12 protein-coding genes and 1 tRNA gene are annotated in these 18,166 nt (G+C 66.8%); 7 read left to right on the plus strand and 6 right to left on the minus strand.

Going from position 1 to position 18,166, the window contains the following annotated elements:
* Nucleotides 1-31 precede the first annotated feature (31 nt).
* From AB839_RS00200 to AB839_RS21635, 5 genes are all read right to left on the minus strand, one after another.
* The gene (locus AB839_RS00200; RefSeq protein ID WP_061477851.1) at nucleotides 32-3,721 is read right to left on the minus strand and encodes a hypothetical protein; all 3,690 of its coding nucleotides are present in this window, start codon (nucleotides 3,719-3,721) and stop codon (nucleotides 32-34) included.
* A complete protein-coding gene (locus tag AB839_RS00205; RefSeq protein ID WP_241776725.1) occupies nucleotides 3,718-9,891 on the minus strand; it encodes a CshA/CshB family fibrillar adhesin-related protein in 6,174 nt (2,057 codons plus the stop codon). Before AB839_RS00205 ends, AB839_RS00200 begins: the two co-directional genes overlap by 4 nt.
* 372 nt (nucleotides 9,892-10,263) lie before the next feature.
* Nucleotides 10,264-11,109: a hypothetical protein gene (locus AB839_RS21805; protein WP_241776726.1), complete on the minus strand. Its 846-nt coding sequence runs from the start codon at nucleotides 11,107-11,109 to the stop codon at nucleotides 10,264-10,266.
* Entirely contained in the window at nucleotides 11,093-11,449 is a 357-nt protein-coding gene (locus AB839_RS21410) for a hypothetical protein (RefSeq protein WP_156476596.1), read from the minus strand. The genes AB839_RS21805 and AB839_RS21410 overlap by 17 nt, the downstream gene beginning before the upstream one ends.
* A gap of 22 nt (nucleotides 11,450-11,471) precedes the next feature.
* Nucleotides 11,472-11,828, minus strand: coding sequence for a hypothetical protein (locus tag AB839_RS21635; RefSeq protein WP_061477853.1), 357 nt, complete (start codon nucleotides 11,826-11,828; stop codon nucleotides 11,472-11,474).
* Between AB839_RS21635 and AB839_RS00220 the strand changes: the two genes are divergently transcribed.
* Nucleotides 11,827-12,087, plus strand: a complete 261-nt coding sequence (locus AB839_RS00220; protein WP_061477854.1) for a site-specific integrase — start codon at nucleotides 11,827-11,829, stop codon at nucleotides 12,085-12,087. The two genes, AB839_RS21635 and AB839_RS00220, sit on opposite strands and share 2 nt — an antisense overlap.
* A 91-nt stretch (nucleotides 12,088-12,178) precedes the next feature.
* Here the strand turns inward: AB839_RS00220 and AB839_RS00225 are convergent.
* Nucleotides 12,179-12,255, minus strand: a tRNA-Arg gene (locus AB839_RS00225).
* Nucleotides 12,256-12,438: 183 nt separating this feature from the next.
* On the opposite strand from AB839_RS00225, the gene AB839_RS00230 reads away from it, so the two are divergent.
* The 6 genes from AB839_RS00230 (at nucleotide 12,439) to murB (ending at nucleotide 18,164) form a co-directional block, all read left to right on the plus strand.
* On the plus strand, nucleotides 12,439-13,971 hold the full coding sequence (locus AB839_RS00230) for an aldehyde dehydrogenase family protein (protein WP_061477855.1): 1,533 nt from the start codon (nucleotides 12,439-12,441) through the stop codon (nucleotides 13,969-13,971).
* The gene (locus tag AB839_RS00235; RefSeq protein WP_061477856.1) at nucleotides 13,971-14,810 is read left to right on the plus strand and encodes an SDR family NAD(P)-dependent oxidoreductase; all 840 of its coding nucleotides are present in this window, start codon (nucleotides 13,971-13,973) and stop codon (nucleotides 14,808-14,810) included. Before AB839_RS00230 ends, AB839_RS00235 begins: the two co-directional genes overlap by 1 nt.
* Before the next feature lie 160 nt (nucleotides 14,811-14,970).
* A complete protein-coding gene (locus AB839_RS00240) occupies nucleotides 14,971-15,255 on the plus strand; it encodes a DUF4190 domain-containing protein (RefSeq protein WP_005413144.1) in 285 nt (94 codons plus the stop codon).
* 4 nt (nucleotides 15,256-15,259) lie between these two features.
* Entirely contained in the window at nucleotides 15,260-16,030 is a 771-nt protein-coding gene (locus AB839_RS00245; protein ID WP_061477857.1) for a class I SAM-dependent methyltransferase, read from the plus strand.
* An 8-nt stretch (nucleotides 16,031-16,038) separates the two neighbouring features.
* The gene (locus AB839_RS00250) at nucleotides 16,039-17,094 is read left to right on the plus strand and encodes a quinone-dependent dihydroorotate dehydrogenase (RefSeq protein WP_061477858.1); all 1,056 of its coding nucleotides are present in this window, start codon (nucleotides 16,039-16,041) and stop codon (nucleotides 17,092-17,094) included.
* Nucleotides 17,095-17,102: 8 nt separating this feature from the next.
* Complete coding sequence (gene murB / locus AB839_RS00255; protein WP_005416296.1) at nucleotides 17,103-18,164, plus strand: UDP-N-acetylmuramate dehydrogenase; 1,062 nt, start codon at nucleotides 17,103-17,105, stop codon at nucleotides 18,162-18,164.
* Nucleotides 18,165-18,166 lie beyond the last annotated feature (2 nt).

An 18,166-nucleotide genomic window follows, 5' to 3' on the forward strand; every position in this document is an offset into this window, starting at 1 on the left:
GTAGAGCCGGGCCCATGCCCGGCTGCGCTCCTCAATAGCGTCCCACCAGGTTCAGGTACCACCCGCGATGGGTGTAATCGAACCTGGTCAGGTCATCGCTGAAGTCGGTGAAGTTGTAGCCCACACCCACGCGGAAGTTGCGGCCGATATCGCGATCGACACCGGCCAGCCAACCCTGCCTGCTGCCGCCGTCGCGGACATCCAGCAGGCGATACTCCAGCAGGCCGTGCCACTGGTAGTACAGGTCATAGCGCAGCTGGCCCGAAGCAAAGTTGGTAGCCGAATCGAACCAGGGGCCGGTGCCGCGCCCATAACGCACCTCGCCTTCGCGCCGCGCCGCCTTGGCCGCCACCTCCCAGCGCTGGTCGATGCGGTACACGCCTTCCAGCGACAGGATCTGCGTGCGCTGATCGTAGTCCACGCCGTTCACCTGGCCCATCGTCGACAGGTCGTACAGGTAACTGTAGCGACCGAACAACGCCCAGCGGTCGTTGTCCCACGGCCGGTAGGCGAAGCCCAGATTGCCTTCGACGAAGCGCGCGCCCGCCACCGGATTGATCGCGTCGTCGGTGTCGGCATAGTTGAAGCGCGCCGCGATACGCCAGCTGTCGTTGAGGCGGTGGCTGAGGCGGTTGGTGCTCACCCACTGCGTGCGCCGCTCGGCGCCCGTATCGCGACGCCATTCCAGCTTGCTCTGCCACTCGGTGCCCGGCGCGGTGCGGCCCCCGGACAGGCTGACCGCCTTGCGATCCACCTGGCCACTGCTGGCATCAAGCTTGCCGTTGCTCAGGGTGAAGCCCGCGTTCCAGCCCACCGCTGGATAGAAGTCCATGCCGAAGGTGTGCGCCAGGCCGGACTCCTGCCCGGATTTCAGGAACTGGCTTTCGTTGAACACGTTGACCTGATCAGACAGGCGCCAGCGCTGGCCCAGCGTCCAGCCATCCTGCGCGTTGGGGCTGAACAGCGGGTCGTACTCGCTGCGGTCGGTGGACTGGGTGAAGGCACCATAGAAGCTGTGCTGCGGGGTCAGCCGGTACTCGGCGTTGACCTGCGCGGCGGTGCCACGGTCGCCGTCCGAGACTTCCGCACCGATGGTGGACAGGTTGGCGAAGGTCCAGGTGCCACCGGCCACCACCGCGTCGTTGTCGGCGTAGCGGCCATGGTCGTCGTCGACGGTCAGCTGGCCGCCGCCGTACACATCCAGCGACGTACCGATGCGGTGCGTGTAGCGCGCCGCAGCCAGCACGCCGGCCACGTTGCCGCCCGCACCGCGGTCTTCCTGCACGCGACGCAGTTCGGCCGACAGTCGGTCGTTCTCGCCGATCCGCCATTCGGCCGTCGCCTGGGCCTGGATCAACGATTCGTTGCCCCGCCGCGCCTCGCTGTACCGCGCATACAGGCTGAAGTCGTCGGTCACGTAGCCGAGCAGCTCGGCGCCCTGCTCGCGCACCCGCTGCCCGGTGTCGAAGCGGCCCACCGAATAGCCGCCGTCCACCTGGCGCCACCAGGCGCCAGCGCTCCAGTCGCGCTGGGTCCAGCCCAGTTCGCGAAGGTTGATGCGCGCTTCAACTGCGGTCGCCTCGCCTTCGCGCGGCCCCTCCGGATTGAGCCGGCTGAAGCTCAGGCCACCGTTGTCGGAGAAGAACACCGGCGCACTGGTCGCTTCGCTGCGGCTGTGCTCGACCTTCAAGTAGGTGCCACGGCCGGCCTGCAGGGTCAGGTCCGCGCCCTTCAGCGAATAGTCTTGGCCGGAGCGCTGCTCGTCCACGTAGGTGGCACCGACGGCCACGTGATCACCCAACCAGTGCTTGCCGCGTAAGCCCGCGGTGATGTCATCACTGTCGAAGCCGGTCGGCACCCATTCGTAGTCGACGATCAGGCGCTGCTCATAGCCATCCAGCGGCACGTCACGGCTGATCCGGCGCAGGTTCTCGCGGCTCACCTGGGCCAGCGGCCGGGTCAGCAGGATGCGGCCCTGCAGGGCGTCGATCTCGTAATCGGCACCGCGCACCATCGGCACGCGCTGCTCCACGCGCCCGGTGGTGCGGTCACGGATTTCCAGCACCACCTGGTCCGAACCACTGAGGATGCTGGCATGCCGCAGGTAGTACAGGCTGCCGCCGGTACCGATGAACTCACTGTGGCCCGGCGCCGTTTCGGCCTGTGAGCCGAAGAGGCGCAGCTCGCTGCGCGCATCGCCCCAGGCGTTGGCACCACGCGAACGCCACGACAGCGCCGCACCGTACAGCGAACGCACATACTGCGCGTACTCGGTGCCGGTCAGGCCGGTATTGTAGTTGCCCCACAGCGCCTGGTTCTTGTCCCAGTCCATGCGCAGGTAGAACCGGCCCATGCTGTCGACATCACGCTGGGTCAGCGAGTCATCGCCGTAGGTCGGGTAGTACAGGTCCGGGTCCAGGCTGCGGAACAGGTCGCGCGGATCGGCCGTGGTGAACCCCGTGAACAGCTCGTCCAGCGGACGGTTCTGGGTATCGGCCTGTGCGGTCAGCAGGTAGCGGCCACGGGTCTTGGCCTTCAGGTAGAAGGCCAGGCGGCCATCGCTGAGCACGTCATCATTGCGCTCGCCGCGGGCGAGGTCCTGCCCTGCCCCACTGGCCTTGTTCTGGTACACGGTGATGTCGGCCAGGCCGACGCCGAACAGGTACTGGCCGCTGACATCGACTTCCAGCGTGCGCGCGATGGCCGGCGCATCCGGTCGCTCCACGCGTACGTCGAACGCATGATGGCCGATCGGCATCAGGTACTCGGCGGCGAATTTGCGATCCTGGTCCAGCGGATAGCTGTCGCCGTTGATCTTCAGCGACGCCCCCAGCGGCAGGTCGCGGCCGCGCAGGCGCACCCGCGAGCCGTACACCGGGATGTTCTGCTGGCGCAGGCCATTGCCATCGAACACCTTCTGCAGCAGTGACAACGACGCGGCCTGGTTGGCGTCCACCGAGGTACCGCGGCGGTCTTCCAGCGCGTCACGCAACTGCTGGTTGCCGCGCTCGAATTCCGCCGGCGTCACCAGCTGCATCGACTGCGCGGTGGTTTCATCGGCATTGCCCTCGGCATCAAAGGCGCGCAGCACGTAGACCAGCCGGTCGCCGCGACGCAGCGGTGTCGAGGCCGGCAACGCGCCATCCCACACGCCCTGGGCAACGGCGGCCACCGGCAGTTCGAACGTCGCCAGTGCTGCTACGCGATCCGTGTCGCTGCCACGGTAGACGCTGACCTCCAGGCGCTGGATGAAGGCGGTGTAGTTGCCACGCACGTAGAACTCGACCGGCCGCACGATCCGGCCTTCGTCGAAGGCGACCATGCCCGGTGCGGAGACCGACAGTTCCGGCTGGCCCATCGCCGGATCTTCGGTGGCCCAGATCGCGCCGCCTTCCGGCAGGCGGATCATGAACTCGCCGCGCACGGTGGCCTTGCCCGGCTCATCGATCGCCAGGCTGACCCGGCGGTCCGGTTGCAGGTCCTCCGAACTGGAACGCGTCGAGGTGCCCTTGGTCACCGGCTCGTCGTAACTGCGCGAGCGCAGGCTGAACAACAGTTTGCCCTCGGCGTTGCACTGGGTGCCGTCACAACGGATCGGCGCCGGCTCGACGGCGGGCGGCGCGGCCTGGGCGGCACCGGCCAGGCCGAGCAGCAGGGCCTGGTACAGCGCAGCGCGCGGCAGGCGGGCCGCACGGTGGGCGGCAGAGTGATGCGCGCTCATCGGCGTGCCTCCTGTTGGCGGGCGGCCGCACGGGTGGCGGCGCTCTCCTCGTTGCGGACGCGCAGGCGCTGCTGCACGGCGGGGCTGAGCTGGCTGCGCAGCACCTCGAACACGGCGTTGGCACGGCGCAGGCCCAGCGCCTGGTTGTAGGCATGGCTGCCGCGCACATCGGTGTGACCAACCAGGCTGACCTGGCCGCCGCCCAGTTTTTCCAGGCGCGCGGCGATGGCGGCCAGCAACGGCTTGAACTCGTCGCGTACGGTGGCCTTGTCGGTGTCGAACAGCACGTTGCCCAGCAGCGCGCCACCGGCATCCACTCCGGCCAGCAGCGAGTGCGGATCACGTACATCGGTGCGCAGCTGCACGGTCAGGCCCGCACGCGCACTTTCCGCAACCTCGGCCTGCAGTGCGTCGCGCACCGCCGCTGCGCGGGCGAAGGCCAGCGCCTGACTTTCGCCGTTGGCAGCAATCACCACGTCGCCGCCCTGGTAGCGGTCCACCACTTCGGCCATCTTCTTCAGCACCGGGCGATAGCTGGCCTGCAGCTCGCGGCTGCCCGATGCAAACAGCACCTCGCCCAGCGCGATCTCCATGCGCTCGGCGGCGGCCTGCGGCGATCGCGGTAGGCGTACACCGAAGCTGAAGCGGGTCGGCATGCCCTGCGTCACCCGCCGCAGCAGCGGATTCTCGGTGGTCAGTTCAGCACCGGCCGGCACCGTCGCCGGGTCCAGCTTGATGATGAAGTTGCGGCCGAGGCGCGCGTCACCACCGTGCACGTCAGCCAAGTGGTAGCGACCGAACGGATCGGTCTCGACCAGCAGGCCTTCCACCGTGGCCAGACGCACACCGGCGATGCCCTGCTCCTGGATACCTTCGTTGCCGATCACGTAAGCCACTTCGTAGCCCTCGGCGACACGGGCGATCTCGCGGCGCACGCTCGGCTCGGCCGCGGTCAGTCCTTTGCCGGCGTCACCACTGCGTTCGACGCGCGTGGCGCCCTGCGCGTCCATCCGCAGGCGATGGCCCTGCGCGCTTTCCAGCACGAAGTCATCGCTGAAGGAGAGTTCGCGCAGGCGCTGGCGCAGCACCACCTGGTGGGCCTCGGCGGTGTCGGACGTCGACGCGCGACCATGCACCACGCCAATCTGCACTCCGTGCAGCAGCGGCGCGCTGGCATCGGCCAGCGGCTGCGGGCCTTCGCCACGATCCAGCGTGGTCGAGCCCGGCACGTAGGCCGCAGCAGCGAACCCGCCCTGCACACGCACGCCGCTCAGCTCGGCACTGTCCTGCCAGCCATCACCGTCGCGGTCATCGAACACGGTGCCGAACACCAGGCTGTCTTCCAGCAACGGATCGGCATCCATGGCCACCTCGGCGGTGGCGATGTTCGACAGCGGCGTGCCATCGTCAGCCGTGGCCACGGCCTGGTTCACGTGGTTGCCCGCGCGCACGCCGGCACCCACCCGCAACAGGTAGGTGATGGTCGCGCTGCGACCCACCGCGATGTCCACCGCACCGATGCGCAACGGCGACTGGCTGCTGGCCAGCGCGAACGCACCGTCGTCGTCAGCCACGCGCATCGAACCGTCGACATAGCTGAAGCCCGGCGGCGGGGTGTCGACCACCACGCCGTCACGCCAATGGCTGCCGCCCACGTTCTCCACCACCAGCTGGTAGCGCACCAGGTCGCCCACCCTCACCCGGCGCGGGCTGGCGGTCTTGGTGATGCGCAGGGCGAAATCGGACACCACCTTGTGGCGCGTCTCGCAGGTCGTGCAGTCCGGCGGCGGCGAGCCATCCGGATACTGCCCGCGCAAGCGGTTCAGCACCTCGGTGCGGGCCTCCTGGTTGACCACGGCCTGGTAGACGAATTCGTGGCGACCGATCGCGGTGCCAGAAGGCACCGTGCAGACGATGTCAGAACCCTGCTGGACGCACCCGGCCGGCACACTCTCGATGCTCAAGCCGGCATCGGGCGTATCCACCAGCTGCAGCGGGCGGCGCAATGCCGCGCGCTCGATCGTGGCCACCAGCGTGTAGCGCAGGCGGTCGCCCGGTCGCACTTCGGTGCCACTGGCCGGGCCGGCCTGCTTCTCCAGCACGACGCGCGGCTCGGCCAACGCATGCTCGGTGCTGCAGTCGCCACTGCAGGTGGGCGTATCACCGCCACCGCCGAGCACCGCATTGCGCACGCTGCCGTTGGCCTGGGCATTCACCAGCGCCCGGTAGCCCAGCGTATAGGTCCCCGGCGCAGTGCCGGCCGGCAGCGTGCAGACCAGTGGATTGCTGGCATTGCAGGTGAACGGTCCCGGCTGGGTGACCGACGGCAGGTCCAGGCCCGTGCCCAGGGTATCGGTCAGAGTCAGCGTATCGAGGGTCTGCGAGTTGGCGACCGTCACTTCCACGCTGTAGTCCACCGCATCGCCCACGGCAACCGGGGCAGCGGTGCTCGACTGCTTGCGGTAGGTCACCACCGTCGACAGTACGGGTGTGGTGGTGCCACAGTTGCTGGTGCACGTGTTGGTGCCGGTGCCACTGCCGAGCACCGCGTTGCTGACGCTGCCCTTGGCCTGCGCGTTCACCCGCGCGCTGTAGTCCACCGTGTAGGTGCCCGGCACCGTACCGGCCGGCAGCGTGCACACCAACGGATTGGCGGCATTGCAGCTGAAGCCCTGGCTGGCGGTCACCGCACCGAAGTCCAGGCCGGGTCCCATCGTGTCGGTCAGAGTGAACACCGCCGTGGTGCGCGAGTTGCTGACCACTGCAGTCAGTGTGTAGGCGATGCTGTCACCCACCTTCACCGAACCAGCCGCGGCCGAGGTCTTGCGATAATCAATCGCACTGCCGGTCACCGGCGTGCTGGTATCGCAGTTGGCAGTACACGACGGATTGTCGCCGCCGCTGCCGAGCACGGCATTGGTGACCTGGCCGGTAGCCTGTGCGTTCACCACCGCGGTGTAGGTCAGGCTGTAGCTGCCCGGCACGGTTCCCGCCGGCAAGGTGCACACCAGCGGATTGGCGGCATTGCAGGTATAGGCGCCCGCGCTGGTTACCGCACCGAAGTCGAGGCCGGTGCCCGGCGTATCGGTCAGGGTCACCACATCGGTGGTGCGCGAGTTGGTCACGACCGTGGTCAGGGTGTAGGTCAGGCGATCGCCCACTGAAACCGGACCAGTGCTGTTCACCGACTTGGCATAGCTGACGCCCGGTGTCGCCACCGGGGTGGTGGTATCGCAATTCACGCTGCACGACGGGTTGTCGGTGCCGCTGCCAAGCACGGCATTGCGCACACTGCCGCTCGCCTGCGCATTGACGGTGCCGCCATAGGTCAGACTGTAGGTACCCGGCACGGTGCCGGCCGGCAGCGTGCACACCAGCGGATTGGCGGCATTGCAGGTGAAAGCGCCTGCACTGCTGACGCCAGCGAAGTCGAGACCGCTGCCCAGCGTATCGGTCAGGGTGACCACGGCACGGGTGCGCGCACGCGTCACGGTGGCAGTCAGGGTGTAATCGATGCGGTCACCCACCCGTACCGGGCCGCCGGTCGAGGCCTGCTTGGCATAGACCACCTGCGAGGCGGCCATCGGCGTGGTGGTATCGCAGCTGCCCACGCAGGAGGGGTTGTCGGTGCCGCTCGGCACCACCGCATTGCGCACCTGGCCGCTGGCCTGCGCATTGACCACGCCGGTGTACGAAAACGCATAGCTGCCCGGAACGGTGCCGGCCGGCAGCGTGCAGACCAGCGGATTGCCTGGCGTGCAACTGAAGCTACCCGCATTGGTGACGCTGCCAAAGTCCAGGCCGGTACCCAGCGTGTCGGTCAGCGTGGTCACCGCCGTGGTGCGCGCGTCGGCCACCAACACCGTCACCGTATAGGCAACACTGTCGCCTATCGCGACCGGACCGGCGGTGCCGCTGGCCTTGGACACCGAGATGCGCGGCGCCGCCACCGGCGTGGTGGTGGTGCAGTTGCCGCTGCAGGTAGGCGTGTCAGTGCCCGTGCCGACCACGGTGTTGACCACCTGGCCACTGGCCTGCGCATTCACCGTGGCCGCGTAGCTCAGGCTATAGGTGCCCGGCACTGTGCCGGCCGGCAGCGTGCACACCAAGGGGTTGGCCGCGTTGCAAGTGAATGCACCGGGGCTGCTGACGCTGGCGAAATCCAGGCCGGTGCCCAGGGTGTCGGTGAAGGTCAGCACATCGCGGGTGTTGCCGTCGGCCACGGTGACATCCACCGTATAGTTCACGGTCGCACCCACCGCGACCGGGCCGGCGGTGTTCGAACGCTTGGCGTAGCCCACCCGTGTCACCGGCACGGTCACATCGCTGCGCGTGCAGTGGTCAACGTCGGTGCAGCTGCTGCCGGGTACCGGCGGATTGCCGTTGTTGAAGGGATCGTAGCCGCCGCCCACGCTGGCATGGTTGGTCAGCACACCGGTAGCAGCCGCAGTGACCGTCACCGGCAACGTGAAGGCCGAGCTGGAGCCGGGGCTGCCGGCTGCAGCCAGCAGCTGGCTGCTGGTGCAGGTGACATCCTGGCCACTGGCCGTACAGCTCCAGCTGCCGCTCACATGGGCACCCGTCCAGTTCGGCACGATCCCGGCCGGCAACTGGTCGCGCACGATGATCGCGCCCACCGGCACATTCGGTGGATTAGCGGTGGGCACATCACTGGTATTGCTCACCGTCAGCGTGTACTGGGTGCCGGCCTGCCCGTAGTTCCAGATGCCACCGGTGGCGTTGTTGCCCTTGACCACCTTCAGCGAGGGAGCGGCGATGGTGATGCGGTGGTCTTCTACCTCGCCGTCATCAGCCACGCCGGTCGGGTTCTGGATCTGCGCGGCGATGGTGGAGTAGCGCAGCCGCACGTAGCTCGTGCCGGCGCTGACCGCGCCGGGTACCGTCCAGCCCAGGTTCGCCTGGCCTCCGCTGCAGGCGGCGGTCGTGCTGCGCTCGTTGAGATCGAAGGTGCCATTACGGTTGAAGTCGATCCAGCCGGCAACGCTGCCATTGCCCACGCAGGCTACTGACTGGGTGATCAGCGTACCGGCCTGCATCACCGTCAACCGGTAGCTGGTTGGCCAGGCATCTTCTTCACGGCTCCCCACCTGCGGGAAGTTGTCATCGCCCAGTGCGTCCGCGCTGTAGCTGCTCTTCTGTTCGGTATCCGGGCCCAGGCTGCCGAGGAAATCAGTCAACGGTGGTGCCAAGCCACCCGGCGTGTAACCGGCGGTATTGATGTTGAAGTTGCTGGCGCCCTGCGGAATACCATCGGAACGGAACTGCAGATCGTCCACCACATGCATGGCATCGCCGTAGCTCTGCGGTGCGTCACCGAAATCGGCATACGGCACCAGCAGGCCGATGGCGATGGCGGTGGTGCCGCCGCCGCGCATCGAGAAGCCCATGTTCACCGCCAAGTCGCCCGGCGCGTGTGCGGCATTGTCGAAACTGAGGAAGGTAACGGCCGCGGTGTTGTCGTCGTTGCCGGGACCGAAGCGGATCACCTGGTTGGCGCCGCTGGTCGACTTGTTCACCAGATAGGGGGTGGCATTGGCCAGGTTCTTGCGAACCTCTACCACATTCCAGGTGCCCTGCGCGCTGGCTTCGACGAACTCGCCACTGTTGTTGATCGATTCGGCATCGGCCATCACCACGCCGCGCAGGCGGTAGGGCGTCCCCCCCAGGGTCGACGTGCAGGTGATGCTGAAACTGGAGGTGCCGCCCGCACGTGCGATGCCGGCAATCAGCTGGTTGCTGGTGCCAGTGCCGCCGATGTTGTACAGATCGTCAAGACTGTCACCGCCGAAGTTGCCAGGCCGATAGCTGCGCAGCACACCGGTCTCGGCGGTGTTCAGGCGGCAGTCCACACGCAGGTTCACTCCTGCCGCCACAGGCATATCGATGGACGACGTCGCGCCGTCGTTGAGCGCGACGTTGTTCACGCCATTGGCACCGCCGCCCCAGGTCAACCACAGCACGGTGTTGCGATACGGGCTGCTACCACCGGTGGCATAGGCCGCAGCCCAGGCCAGCGAGGGTGCCAGCATTGCCAGCAGCAGCAACAGGCCGGCCGCCATCCAGCGGCCGGGGTGCAGGTACTGCAGGTTTTCTCCGGGATGAACGCATCTACCGCCCGCGCGAATGCGCGACGTCGTCGACTGCCACATGTTGATTTCCCCGCTCAGCCCTCAGACGGGCCGAAGTTCAATGGGTGACCTGGGACGAAATCCCGGCACCGGCGACGCACGCAACTACGTGTTCTGCCGACTCCGTGGCACCCGCCTTCGTCCCTGCACCCGGGATGGTTGGGTACATATATCTGTGACCAAGTTAACACATTTCGAACAAATGTGTGATCTTAATCACATTCATATTTGCCAAATCTGGCGCCAATCGCTTGGCTACAGTTGTAGCAACACGGCCCAGGCGGCCCGTGCACGATTCCGGCAGCTGCGACGCCCTTTCCGGCAAGTTGCCATGCGAATTCGGCGCACAATGGGCCCAGCGACAAGGTGGCGCGCGATGCGCGCCATCGGGAATCAGCCCTTCATCGCCCCATGCTGGAACGCGGCCAACAGCGTGGATGCAGCCATTGCCGGGGCCAGACGGCCGCGCGCATGCGACCAGGCGATGCCGTAGAAGCAGGTCCAATAGAAGTCGGCCAACCACACCGCGGTGAACTCGACATTGAACTCACCCGCTCGCTGGCCGCGCAGGAAAAACGCCTCGAAGCGTTCACCGATCGGGGCCCAGCGCTCCGGCAGCAGGTGCAGGTCACCCTGGCGCTGCTGTTCTTCCATCATCCGCGCGAACACCAGCGTCACCCGCTCCCAGTCCGCCAGCAGTGCCGCCGTGACCTGCTCCAACACCAACTGCGCAGGCTCGTTGCCATCGAACGAGCTCCCCGCTCCTTCCAGGCGTTCGAATCCCGCTACGAACAAGGCCTCGTCAATCTCCGCCTTCTTCGGCCACACGAACGTCTCCGGTTGCGGCAACAGCGCGCGCACCCGCTCCCAGGTCTCGATGCCTTCCGGCGGCGCCAGCACCAGCTGCTCCAGCACCTGGTTCATAGCGTCGCGCCACGCCACCATCGCCCGCGCCTCCGCGCGGTATCGGGCCACGCCGCTGTTGTAGTAGCTGGCGCACGACTCGATGCTGTCGTAACCACGCTCTACCGCCTCGGCGCGCATCCACGCGAACGCCTGATCCCGGATGTAGCGGTAGTGCGCGGGCGTGTGCAGCTCGAAACCTGGGTCCGGCGACACCGCCAGCGGAGGCGTATTGGTCTGCAACCACTCGGTCGACCACAGATAGTGGCCGCGCGGAATGAACGCACCGGTTTCGACGCAACGAATCACATCAGGATCTTCAGTGAGTTGATACATGATTAGAGCTCCGCGTCTGCAGCCCAGTGGTGCCGATAGTTGAGATTGATGGTCGCCGTCGCGCACGGCCGATCGTGCAGAACACCGCCGACACGCCAATGTCCTGAAACGCAATGGGAATGTCGGCTGCAAGTGCCGCACTGAACGTTTTGCCAGCTGCGCCAGTCTGCGGGCTGTATCCGGTCATGGCAGGCGGCACCCGCTTGGTCACCCTGAAAGTGACTTCCTTACCGGTGCTGCTTGGCAGGCCATGGATGAAGAACGCGCTCTGGCCAATAGCTGTTGCGGTGCCGGGGACGGTTGCCAGATCGTAGCTTTTTTCGTAGTAGCGCTGACACAACGCGAGCTCCAACGCCACCGAGTCAAGAGCAGGTGATGCCGTTGATGTTGTTCAAGAAGCGATCTGCGCCGTAACCAGCAGCGGTGAAGCCGGTACCTCGCTGCCAGAACCGGAAGTCACCGCTTTTGACGATGTTCTTACCGAGGATGCGTGCACCCACTGCTGCGTCCGCATTCTGGCGTGCAGTGGCTCGCAACTGAGCCTCCTGCTGCAGGCCGACATTCAAGTTCTCCACATCCTGGCCACCGGCCTCCAATGACGAATGGCGCTGCCCGGGATCCGCTAAGTTATCGTTGCAGGTTGCGAACGCGGTGAACGCGTCGTCGCCTGGCTTTCCACCCGGCTGGATGGTCGTTTGGCCAATGAATTTTTGCGGCATGTGCTTTCCCGATCCGCTGGTGGCCGTGCACAAGGAAATCGTGTCTGACTGGTTCGCAGCCGATGCGAAGCGGGCGGGGATCGGTGGCAGCCTCCACCGGCTACGGGACACCTTCTGCGCCCACATGGTGATGGCCGGCGTTCCGTTGCGAAGGGTGCAGATTCTGGCCGGGCACGCGGATTACGCCACGACAGAGAAGTACCACGCACACCTCATCCCTGAGGGTGATGATGGCGCGGCGGCCAAACTAACCTATTGATTCGCCGTCGTGACCACTGTGACCAAGTGGTGCTTTTTGATGGCCTTATATGGCCTATTGAGATCTAGAGCGCTTCGCAAGTCGTTGATTCTGGTGACCCCGGCCCGATTCGAACGGGCGACCTTCCCCTTAGGAGGGGGACGCTCTATCCAGCTGAGCTACGGGGCCATGCAGCAGGGAAGTTTACAGGCAACGTGCCCTGCCCTCCAAGCATTCATGTTCCACCCGGTTCCGCTGGCGCGTTGCACCATGGCCGGTCGGGGCGCTCTGCTACCATCGGCGATTCAGTTCATCGCGTCCCCCACCTGCCCGCGATGGCACCAAACAACGTAACGAAACACAGGAGTCTGCATGTCTTCCGAGCTGCTCAAGTCCCTTGGCCTGGACGCGATCAACGCTGGCACGTACCTGGGCAACGGGGAGTGGTCGAGCGCGACCAGCGGTGAGCTGATCACCCCGGTCAACCCGACCACCGGCGAGCCGATCGCGCAGGTCCGCGCCACCACCGAGGCCGAGTACGAGACCGTCGTCGCCCGCGCCCAGGAAGCCTTCAAGATCTGGCGTACCACGCCGGCGCCGCGCCGCGGTGAAGCCGTGCGCCTGTGCGGTGAAGCACTGCGCAGGCAAAAGGACGCTCTGGGTTCGCTGGTTGCCCTGGAAATGGGCAAGAGCAAGCCGGAAGGCGATGGCGAGGTGCAGGAGATGATCGACATCGCCGATTTCGCCGTGGGCCAGAGCCGCATGCTGTACGGCTACACCATGCATTCCGAGCGCCCCGGCCACCGCATGTACGAGCAGTACCATCCGCTGGGCCTGGTCGGCATCATCTCGGCCTTCAACTTCCCGGTTGCGGTGTGGAGCTGGAATTCGTTCCTGGCGGCGATCTGTGGCGACGTGTGCATCTGGAAGCCGTCCAACAAGACGCCGCTGACCGCCATCGCCTCGCTGAAGATCTGCAACGACGCCCTGCGCGAAGCGGGCTTCCCGGACATCTTCTTCCTGATCAACGATGCCGGCACCGCGCTGTCGGAAAAGATGGTCGATGACCGCCGCGTGCCGCTGATCAGCTTCACCGGCTCGACCCAGGTCGGTCGCACCGTCAACGAAAAGGTCGCACGCCGCCTCGGCCGCTGCCTGCTGGAGCTCGGCGGCAACAACGCGATCATCCTGGACGAAACCGCCGACCTGAAGCTGGCCGTGCCGGGCATCGTGTTCGGCGCCGTGGGTACCGCCGGCCAGCGCTGCACCACCACCCGCCGCCTGATCGTGCACCGCTCGATCTACGCCGACGTGCTGGCCACCCTGGTCAAGGCCTACAAGCAGGTGGAAGGCAAGATCGGCGACCCGACCGATGCCGCCAACCTGATGGGCCCGCTGAACAGCGAAGGCGCCGTGCAGCAGTTCCTCGATGCCATCGCCCAGGCCAAGGCGGCTGGCGGCACCATCGAGACCGGCGGCACCCGCATCGACCGCGCCGGCAACTTCGTGCTGCCTGCAATCGTCACGGGCCTGAAGAACAGCGACGCCGTGGTCCAGCACGAGACCTTCGCACCGATCCTGTACGTGATGCCGTACGACACCCTCGACGAAGCCATCGACATGCAGAACGGCGTGCCGCAGGGCCTGTCGTCCTCGATCTTCACCCAGAACCTGAAGACCGCCGAGAAGTTCCTGTCGGCCGCCGGCAGCGACTGCGGCATCGCCAACATCAACATCGGCACGTCCGGTGCGGAGATCGGCGGCGCCTTCGGTGGCGAGAAGGACACCGGCGGTGGCCGCGAGTCCGGTTCGGATGCCTGGAAGGTCTACATGCGCCGCCAGACCAACACCATCAACTATTCGGATTCGCTGCCGCTGGCGCAGGGCATCAAGTTCGACCTGTGATGGCAAACGACGCGGACACGTCTGTGGGTCAGAGTCCCTCCGGGGATCTGACCCATGCCCAGGGTCGGATCCCCGCAGGGGCTCCGATCCTCGATTTCAGCGGCCGCCGCGTGCTCGTTGCCGGCGGCAGCAAGGGCATTGGTCGTGAAATGGCACTGGCCTTTGCTGGTGCCGGTGCGCAGGTCTCGGTCTGCGCGCGCGGCCAGGCCGGCCTGGAGGCCCTGTGCGCTGACGCACAGGCGCAGGGAACGCCATTGCATGCGTTTTCCACCGATCTGGCCGACATCGGCCAGATCCAGGCCTGGCTGCAGGCCGCCGCCGATGCCTTCGGCGGCATCGATGTGCTCGTCAACAATGCCACCGGCTACGGCATGGCCGACAATGAGGAGGGCTGGGCCGCCAGCCTGCAGATCGACCTGATGGCGGCCGTGCGTGCCTCGCGCCTGGCCCTGCCCTGGCTGCGCGCGTCCGGCGATGCCTGCATCCTCAATCTGTCGTCGATTGCCGCGCAGCAGCCGCGTCCCGGCGGCGCGCCCTACGCCGCTGCCAAGGCCGCGCTTTCGCACTACACCACCTCGCAGGCGCTGGCGCTGGCCAAGGACCGGATCCGGGTCAACGCCATCGCACCGGGCTCGATCGAGTTCGATGACGGGCTCTGGGACCGTCGCCGCATCGAGGATCCAGCGCTGTACCACGGCACCCTGGCGAAGATCCCGTTCGGCCGCTTCGGCCATCCGCGCGAGATTGCCGACGCCGCCCTGTTCCTGTGCTCGCCACTGGCGCGCTGGGTTACCGGCAGCGTGCTCAACGTGGATGGCGGCCAGGTGTTGATGGGCTGAATTTGTAAAGCCGAGCCCATGCTGGGCTTGCACGCAAGACGCGGTCGATCCCGCATCAGCCCAAGGGGGCAGCCGAGCATGGGCTCGGCTCTACAGGGCACTGCCCATGGGATTGCCCGGGCAGAGGCACTATCATGTGCACACTGCCAAGGAGGACCCGATGAGCGTGGCACCCCGACAGACAAGCGCCCTGGCCGTGGTCAGCCTGGTCATGGGCATCGCCAGCTGGACCGTCCTGCCCTTCGTGGCCAGCATCGTCGCCATCATCACCGGCCACATGGCCCGCGCCGAGATCCGCCGCCGCCCGCATGAACTGGAAGGCGACGGCCTGGCCGTTACCGGCCTGGTGCTGGGCTGGGTCATGGTCGGCGCCGTGCTTGCCGCCATCCTGGTCTTCATCCTGTTCTTCGGCGGCCTGGCATGGCTGGCGGCGGTGTCGAACTGACGCCATGACCGCCTCCGACAGCACTGAACGCTTCAGCAGCCGCGTCGCCGACTACGTCCGCTACCGGCCCGATTATCCGCCCGCCCTGTTGGAGTGGCTGCATGGCCCGATGGGCGTCAGCCGCAAGGCCGTGGTCGCCGACATCGGCGCCGGCACCGGTATTTCCAGTCGCCTGTTCCTGGCCAGCGGCCATCCAGTAGTCGCGGTTGAACCCAACGCCGCCATGCGGGGCGCGGCCGCGGAATGGCTGGCACCGCAGTACCCGCAGTTCCGTGCGGTGGACGGCCGCGCCGAGGCCACCACACTGGACGATGCCAGCATCGATCTGGTCAGCGTCGCGCAGGCCTTCCACTGGTTCGACACCGTCGCGGTGCGCGCCGAGTGGCAGCGCATCCTGCGCCCCGGTGGCCAGGCACTGATCTACTGGAACTCGCGCCTGCTCGATGCCAGCCCGTTCCTGATCGGCTACGAACAGTTGCTGCTGGACTACGGCACCGACTACACCGCTGTGGCCGAGCGCTACCAGGACGATGCCACCATGCAGGCCTGGTTCGGCCCCGGCCTGCGCGGCAGGGTGGAGCTGCCGAACGTGCAGCATCTGGACTTCGACGCCCTGCGCGGGCGCCTGCTGTCCTCCTCCTACGCACCCCAATCCGGTCATCCTCGCCACGCGGCGATGATCGACGCTTTGCAGGACCTGTTCGCCGCCCATGCGGTGGACGGCCAGGTCGCTTTTGAATATCGAACCCGAGCCTTCCTCGGCACGCTGGACTGAACCGACGCATGTATTCGCTTGCCCGCCCCTTCCTGTTCTCGCTCGACGCCGAACGCGCCCACGGCCTCGGCCTGTCCGCACTGGACCTGGCCTATCGCACCGGCACCACGCCGCTGCTGGCCGCACGCATCGCGCCGATGCCCAGCACGGTGTTCGGGCTGACCTTCCCCAATCCGGTCGGCCTGGCCGCCGGCCTGGACAAGAACGGCGAGCACATCGATGCACTGTTCGCGCTCGGCTTCGGCTTCGTCGAAATCGGCACCATCACCCCGCGCCCGCAGGCCGGCAATCCGCAACCGCGCCTGTTCCGCCTGCCGGAACACAACGCGATCATCAACCGCATGGGCTTCAACAATGCGGGCGTGGACGCGCTGGTGCGCAACGTCGAGCGCGCGCGCAACCGCCGCGGCCTGCTCGGCATCAACATCGGCAAGAACAAGGACACCCCCAACGAACAGGCCGTGGACGATTACATCGCCTGCCTGGACAAGGTGTACCCGCTGGCCGATTACATCACCGTCAACATCTCCTCGCCCAACACCGCCGGCCTGCGTGAGCTGCAGGAAGAGACCGCGCTGCGCCAGCTGGTCAGCCAGCTGCGCGACCGCCAGGAAGACCTTGCTGCCCGCCACGGCCGACGCGTGCCGATGCTGGTGAAGGTGGCGCCGGACCTCAGCGAACGCGATATCGACGCCGCCGCCCGCGTGCTGGGCGAACTGCAGGTGGACGGCGTGATCGCCACCAACACCACCATCGACCACAGCAAGGTGGCCGGCGACCCGCTGGCCAATGAGGCTGGCGGCCTGTCCGGTGCACCAGTGCTGGAGCAGTCCACCCTGGTGCTGCGCCGCCTGCGCGCGCGCCTGCCCGAATCGGTGCCGCTGGTCGGCGTCGGCGGCATCCTGTCCGGCGCCGATGCGGTAGCCAAGATGGCGGCCGGTGCCGCACTGGTGCAGTGCTACAGCGGCCTGATCTTCCGTGGACCGGCGCTGGTTTCCGAATGCGTGGAGGCGATCCGTCGCCGCCGTGAAGCGCCGAGCCGCGGCGCGGTGGCTCCGCTGTGAGCGCGCCCATGGATACCATCGACGGCAACGCCCCGCTGCGCTGGACGCTCACCCGCAATGCGCCGCTGCAGGCGCTGAATACCTTCCATGTGCAGGCCAGCGCCGCGCAGCTGCTGGAACTGCACGATGCCGCGCTGCTGCCGGACGTGCTGGCATTGCCCGAGGTGGCCAGCGGCCCGCTGCTGGTGCTGGGCAGCGGCAGCAACGTTCTGATCGCCGAGGACCTGCCCGGCACCGTGCTGGTGTTCGGCAACCGTGACATCAGTTTCCTCGAACACCGCGCCGACCATGCGGTGATCCGTGCCGGTGCCGGCGTGCCGTGGCATGGCCTGGTGATGTGGTCGCTGCAGGAAGGCCTGTCTGGCCTCGAAAACCTGGCCCTGATTCCCGGCACGGCCGGTGCCGCGCCGATCCAGAACATCGGTGCCTATGGCGCGCAGGTCGGCGAGTTCATCCAGGCGGTCGAAGCGTGGGACTGCCAGGAGCAGGCCTGGGTGCGGCTGGACAACGAACAGTGTGGCTTCGCCTACCGCGACAGCGTGTTCAAGCAGCAACCCGATCGCTATCTGATCACCGCCATCGAACTGAAGCTGCCACTGCTGCATGATCTGCGCATGGACTACGCCGGCATCCGCGAGGAATTGCAGGCACAGGGCGTGGAGCTGCCGAGCGCAGTGGACGTGGCCAATGCCGTGATCGCGATCCGCCGCCGCAAGCTGCCCGACCCGGATGTACTGGGAAACGCCGGCAGCTTCTTCAAGAACCCGGTACTGCCGCTGGAACAGGTCGACGTGCTGCTGCAGCATTTCCCCGACCTGCCGGTGTTCCCGGCCGAGCAGGACGACAAGCGCAAGGTCTCCGCTGCCTGGATGATCGAATCCTGCGGCTGGAAGGGCTTCCGCGAAGGTGATGCCGGCGTGGCGCCAAGCCACGCGCTGGTGCTGGTCAACCACGGCAATGCCAGCGGTGCTGAGCTGCTGGCGCTGGCGCGCCGCATTTCGGCCTCGGTGCTGGAGAAGTTCGGCGTGCCGATCGAACCGGAGCCCCGCCTGCTCGGCGCACAGTGGTGAAC

The organism is Stenotrophomonas sp. DDT-1 (assembly GCF_001580555.1).
GTDB classification, from domain to species: Bacteria; Pseudomonadota; Gammaproteobacteria; order Xanthomonadales; family Xanthomonadaceae; genus Stenotrophomonas; species Stenotrophomonas sepilia.

Bases quoted from the DNA above. Each gene is read 5' to 3' on its own strand.
- AB839_RS00200 (WP_061477851.1), bottom strand. From the start codon at position 3,721: ATGAGCGCGCATCACTCTGCCGCCCACCGTGCGGCCCGCCTGCCGCGC.
- AB839_RS00205 (WP_241776725.1), bottom strand. From the start codon at position 9,891: ATGTGGCAGTCGACGACGTCGCGCATTCGCGCGGGCGGTAGATGCGTT.
- AB839_RS21805 (WP_241776726.1), bottom strand. From the start codon at position 11,109: ATGTATCAACTCACTGAAGATCCTGATGTGATTCGTTGCGTCGAAACC.
- AB839_RS00220 (WP_061477854.1), top strand. From the start codon at position 11,827: ATGTGCTTTCCCGATCCGCTGGTGGCCGTGCACAAGGAAATCGTGTCT.
- AB839_RS21635 (WP_061477853.1), bottom strand. From the start codon at position 11,828: ATGCCGCAAAAATTCATTGGCCAAACGACCATCCAGCCGGGTGGAAAG.
- AB839_RS00230 (WP_061477855.1), top strand. From the start codon at position 12,439: ATGTCTTCCGAGCTGCTCAAGTCCCTTGGCCTGGACGCGATCAACGCT.
- AB839_RS00235 (WP_061477856.1), top strand. From the start codon at position 13,971: ATGGCAAACGACGCGGACACGTCTGTGGGTCAGAGTCCCTCCGGGGAT.
- AB839_RS00240 (WP_005413144.1), top strand. From the start codon at position 14,971: ATGAGCGTGGCACCCCGACAGACAAGCGCCCTGGCCGTGGTCAGCCTG.
- AB839_RS00245 (WP_061477857.1), top strand. From the start codon at position 15,260: ATGACCGCCTCCGACAGCACTGAACGCTTCAGCAGCCGCGTCGCCGAC.
- AB839_RS00250 (WP_061477858.1), top strand. From the start codon at position 16,039: ATGTATTCGCTTGCCCGCCCCTTCCTGTTCTCGCTCGACGCCGAACGC.
- murB (WP_005416296.1), top strand. From the start codon at position 17,103: ATGGATACCATCGACGGCAACGCCCCGCTGCGCTGGACGCTCACCCGC.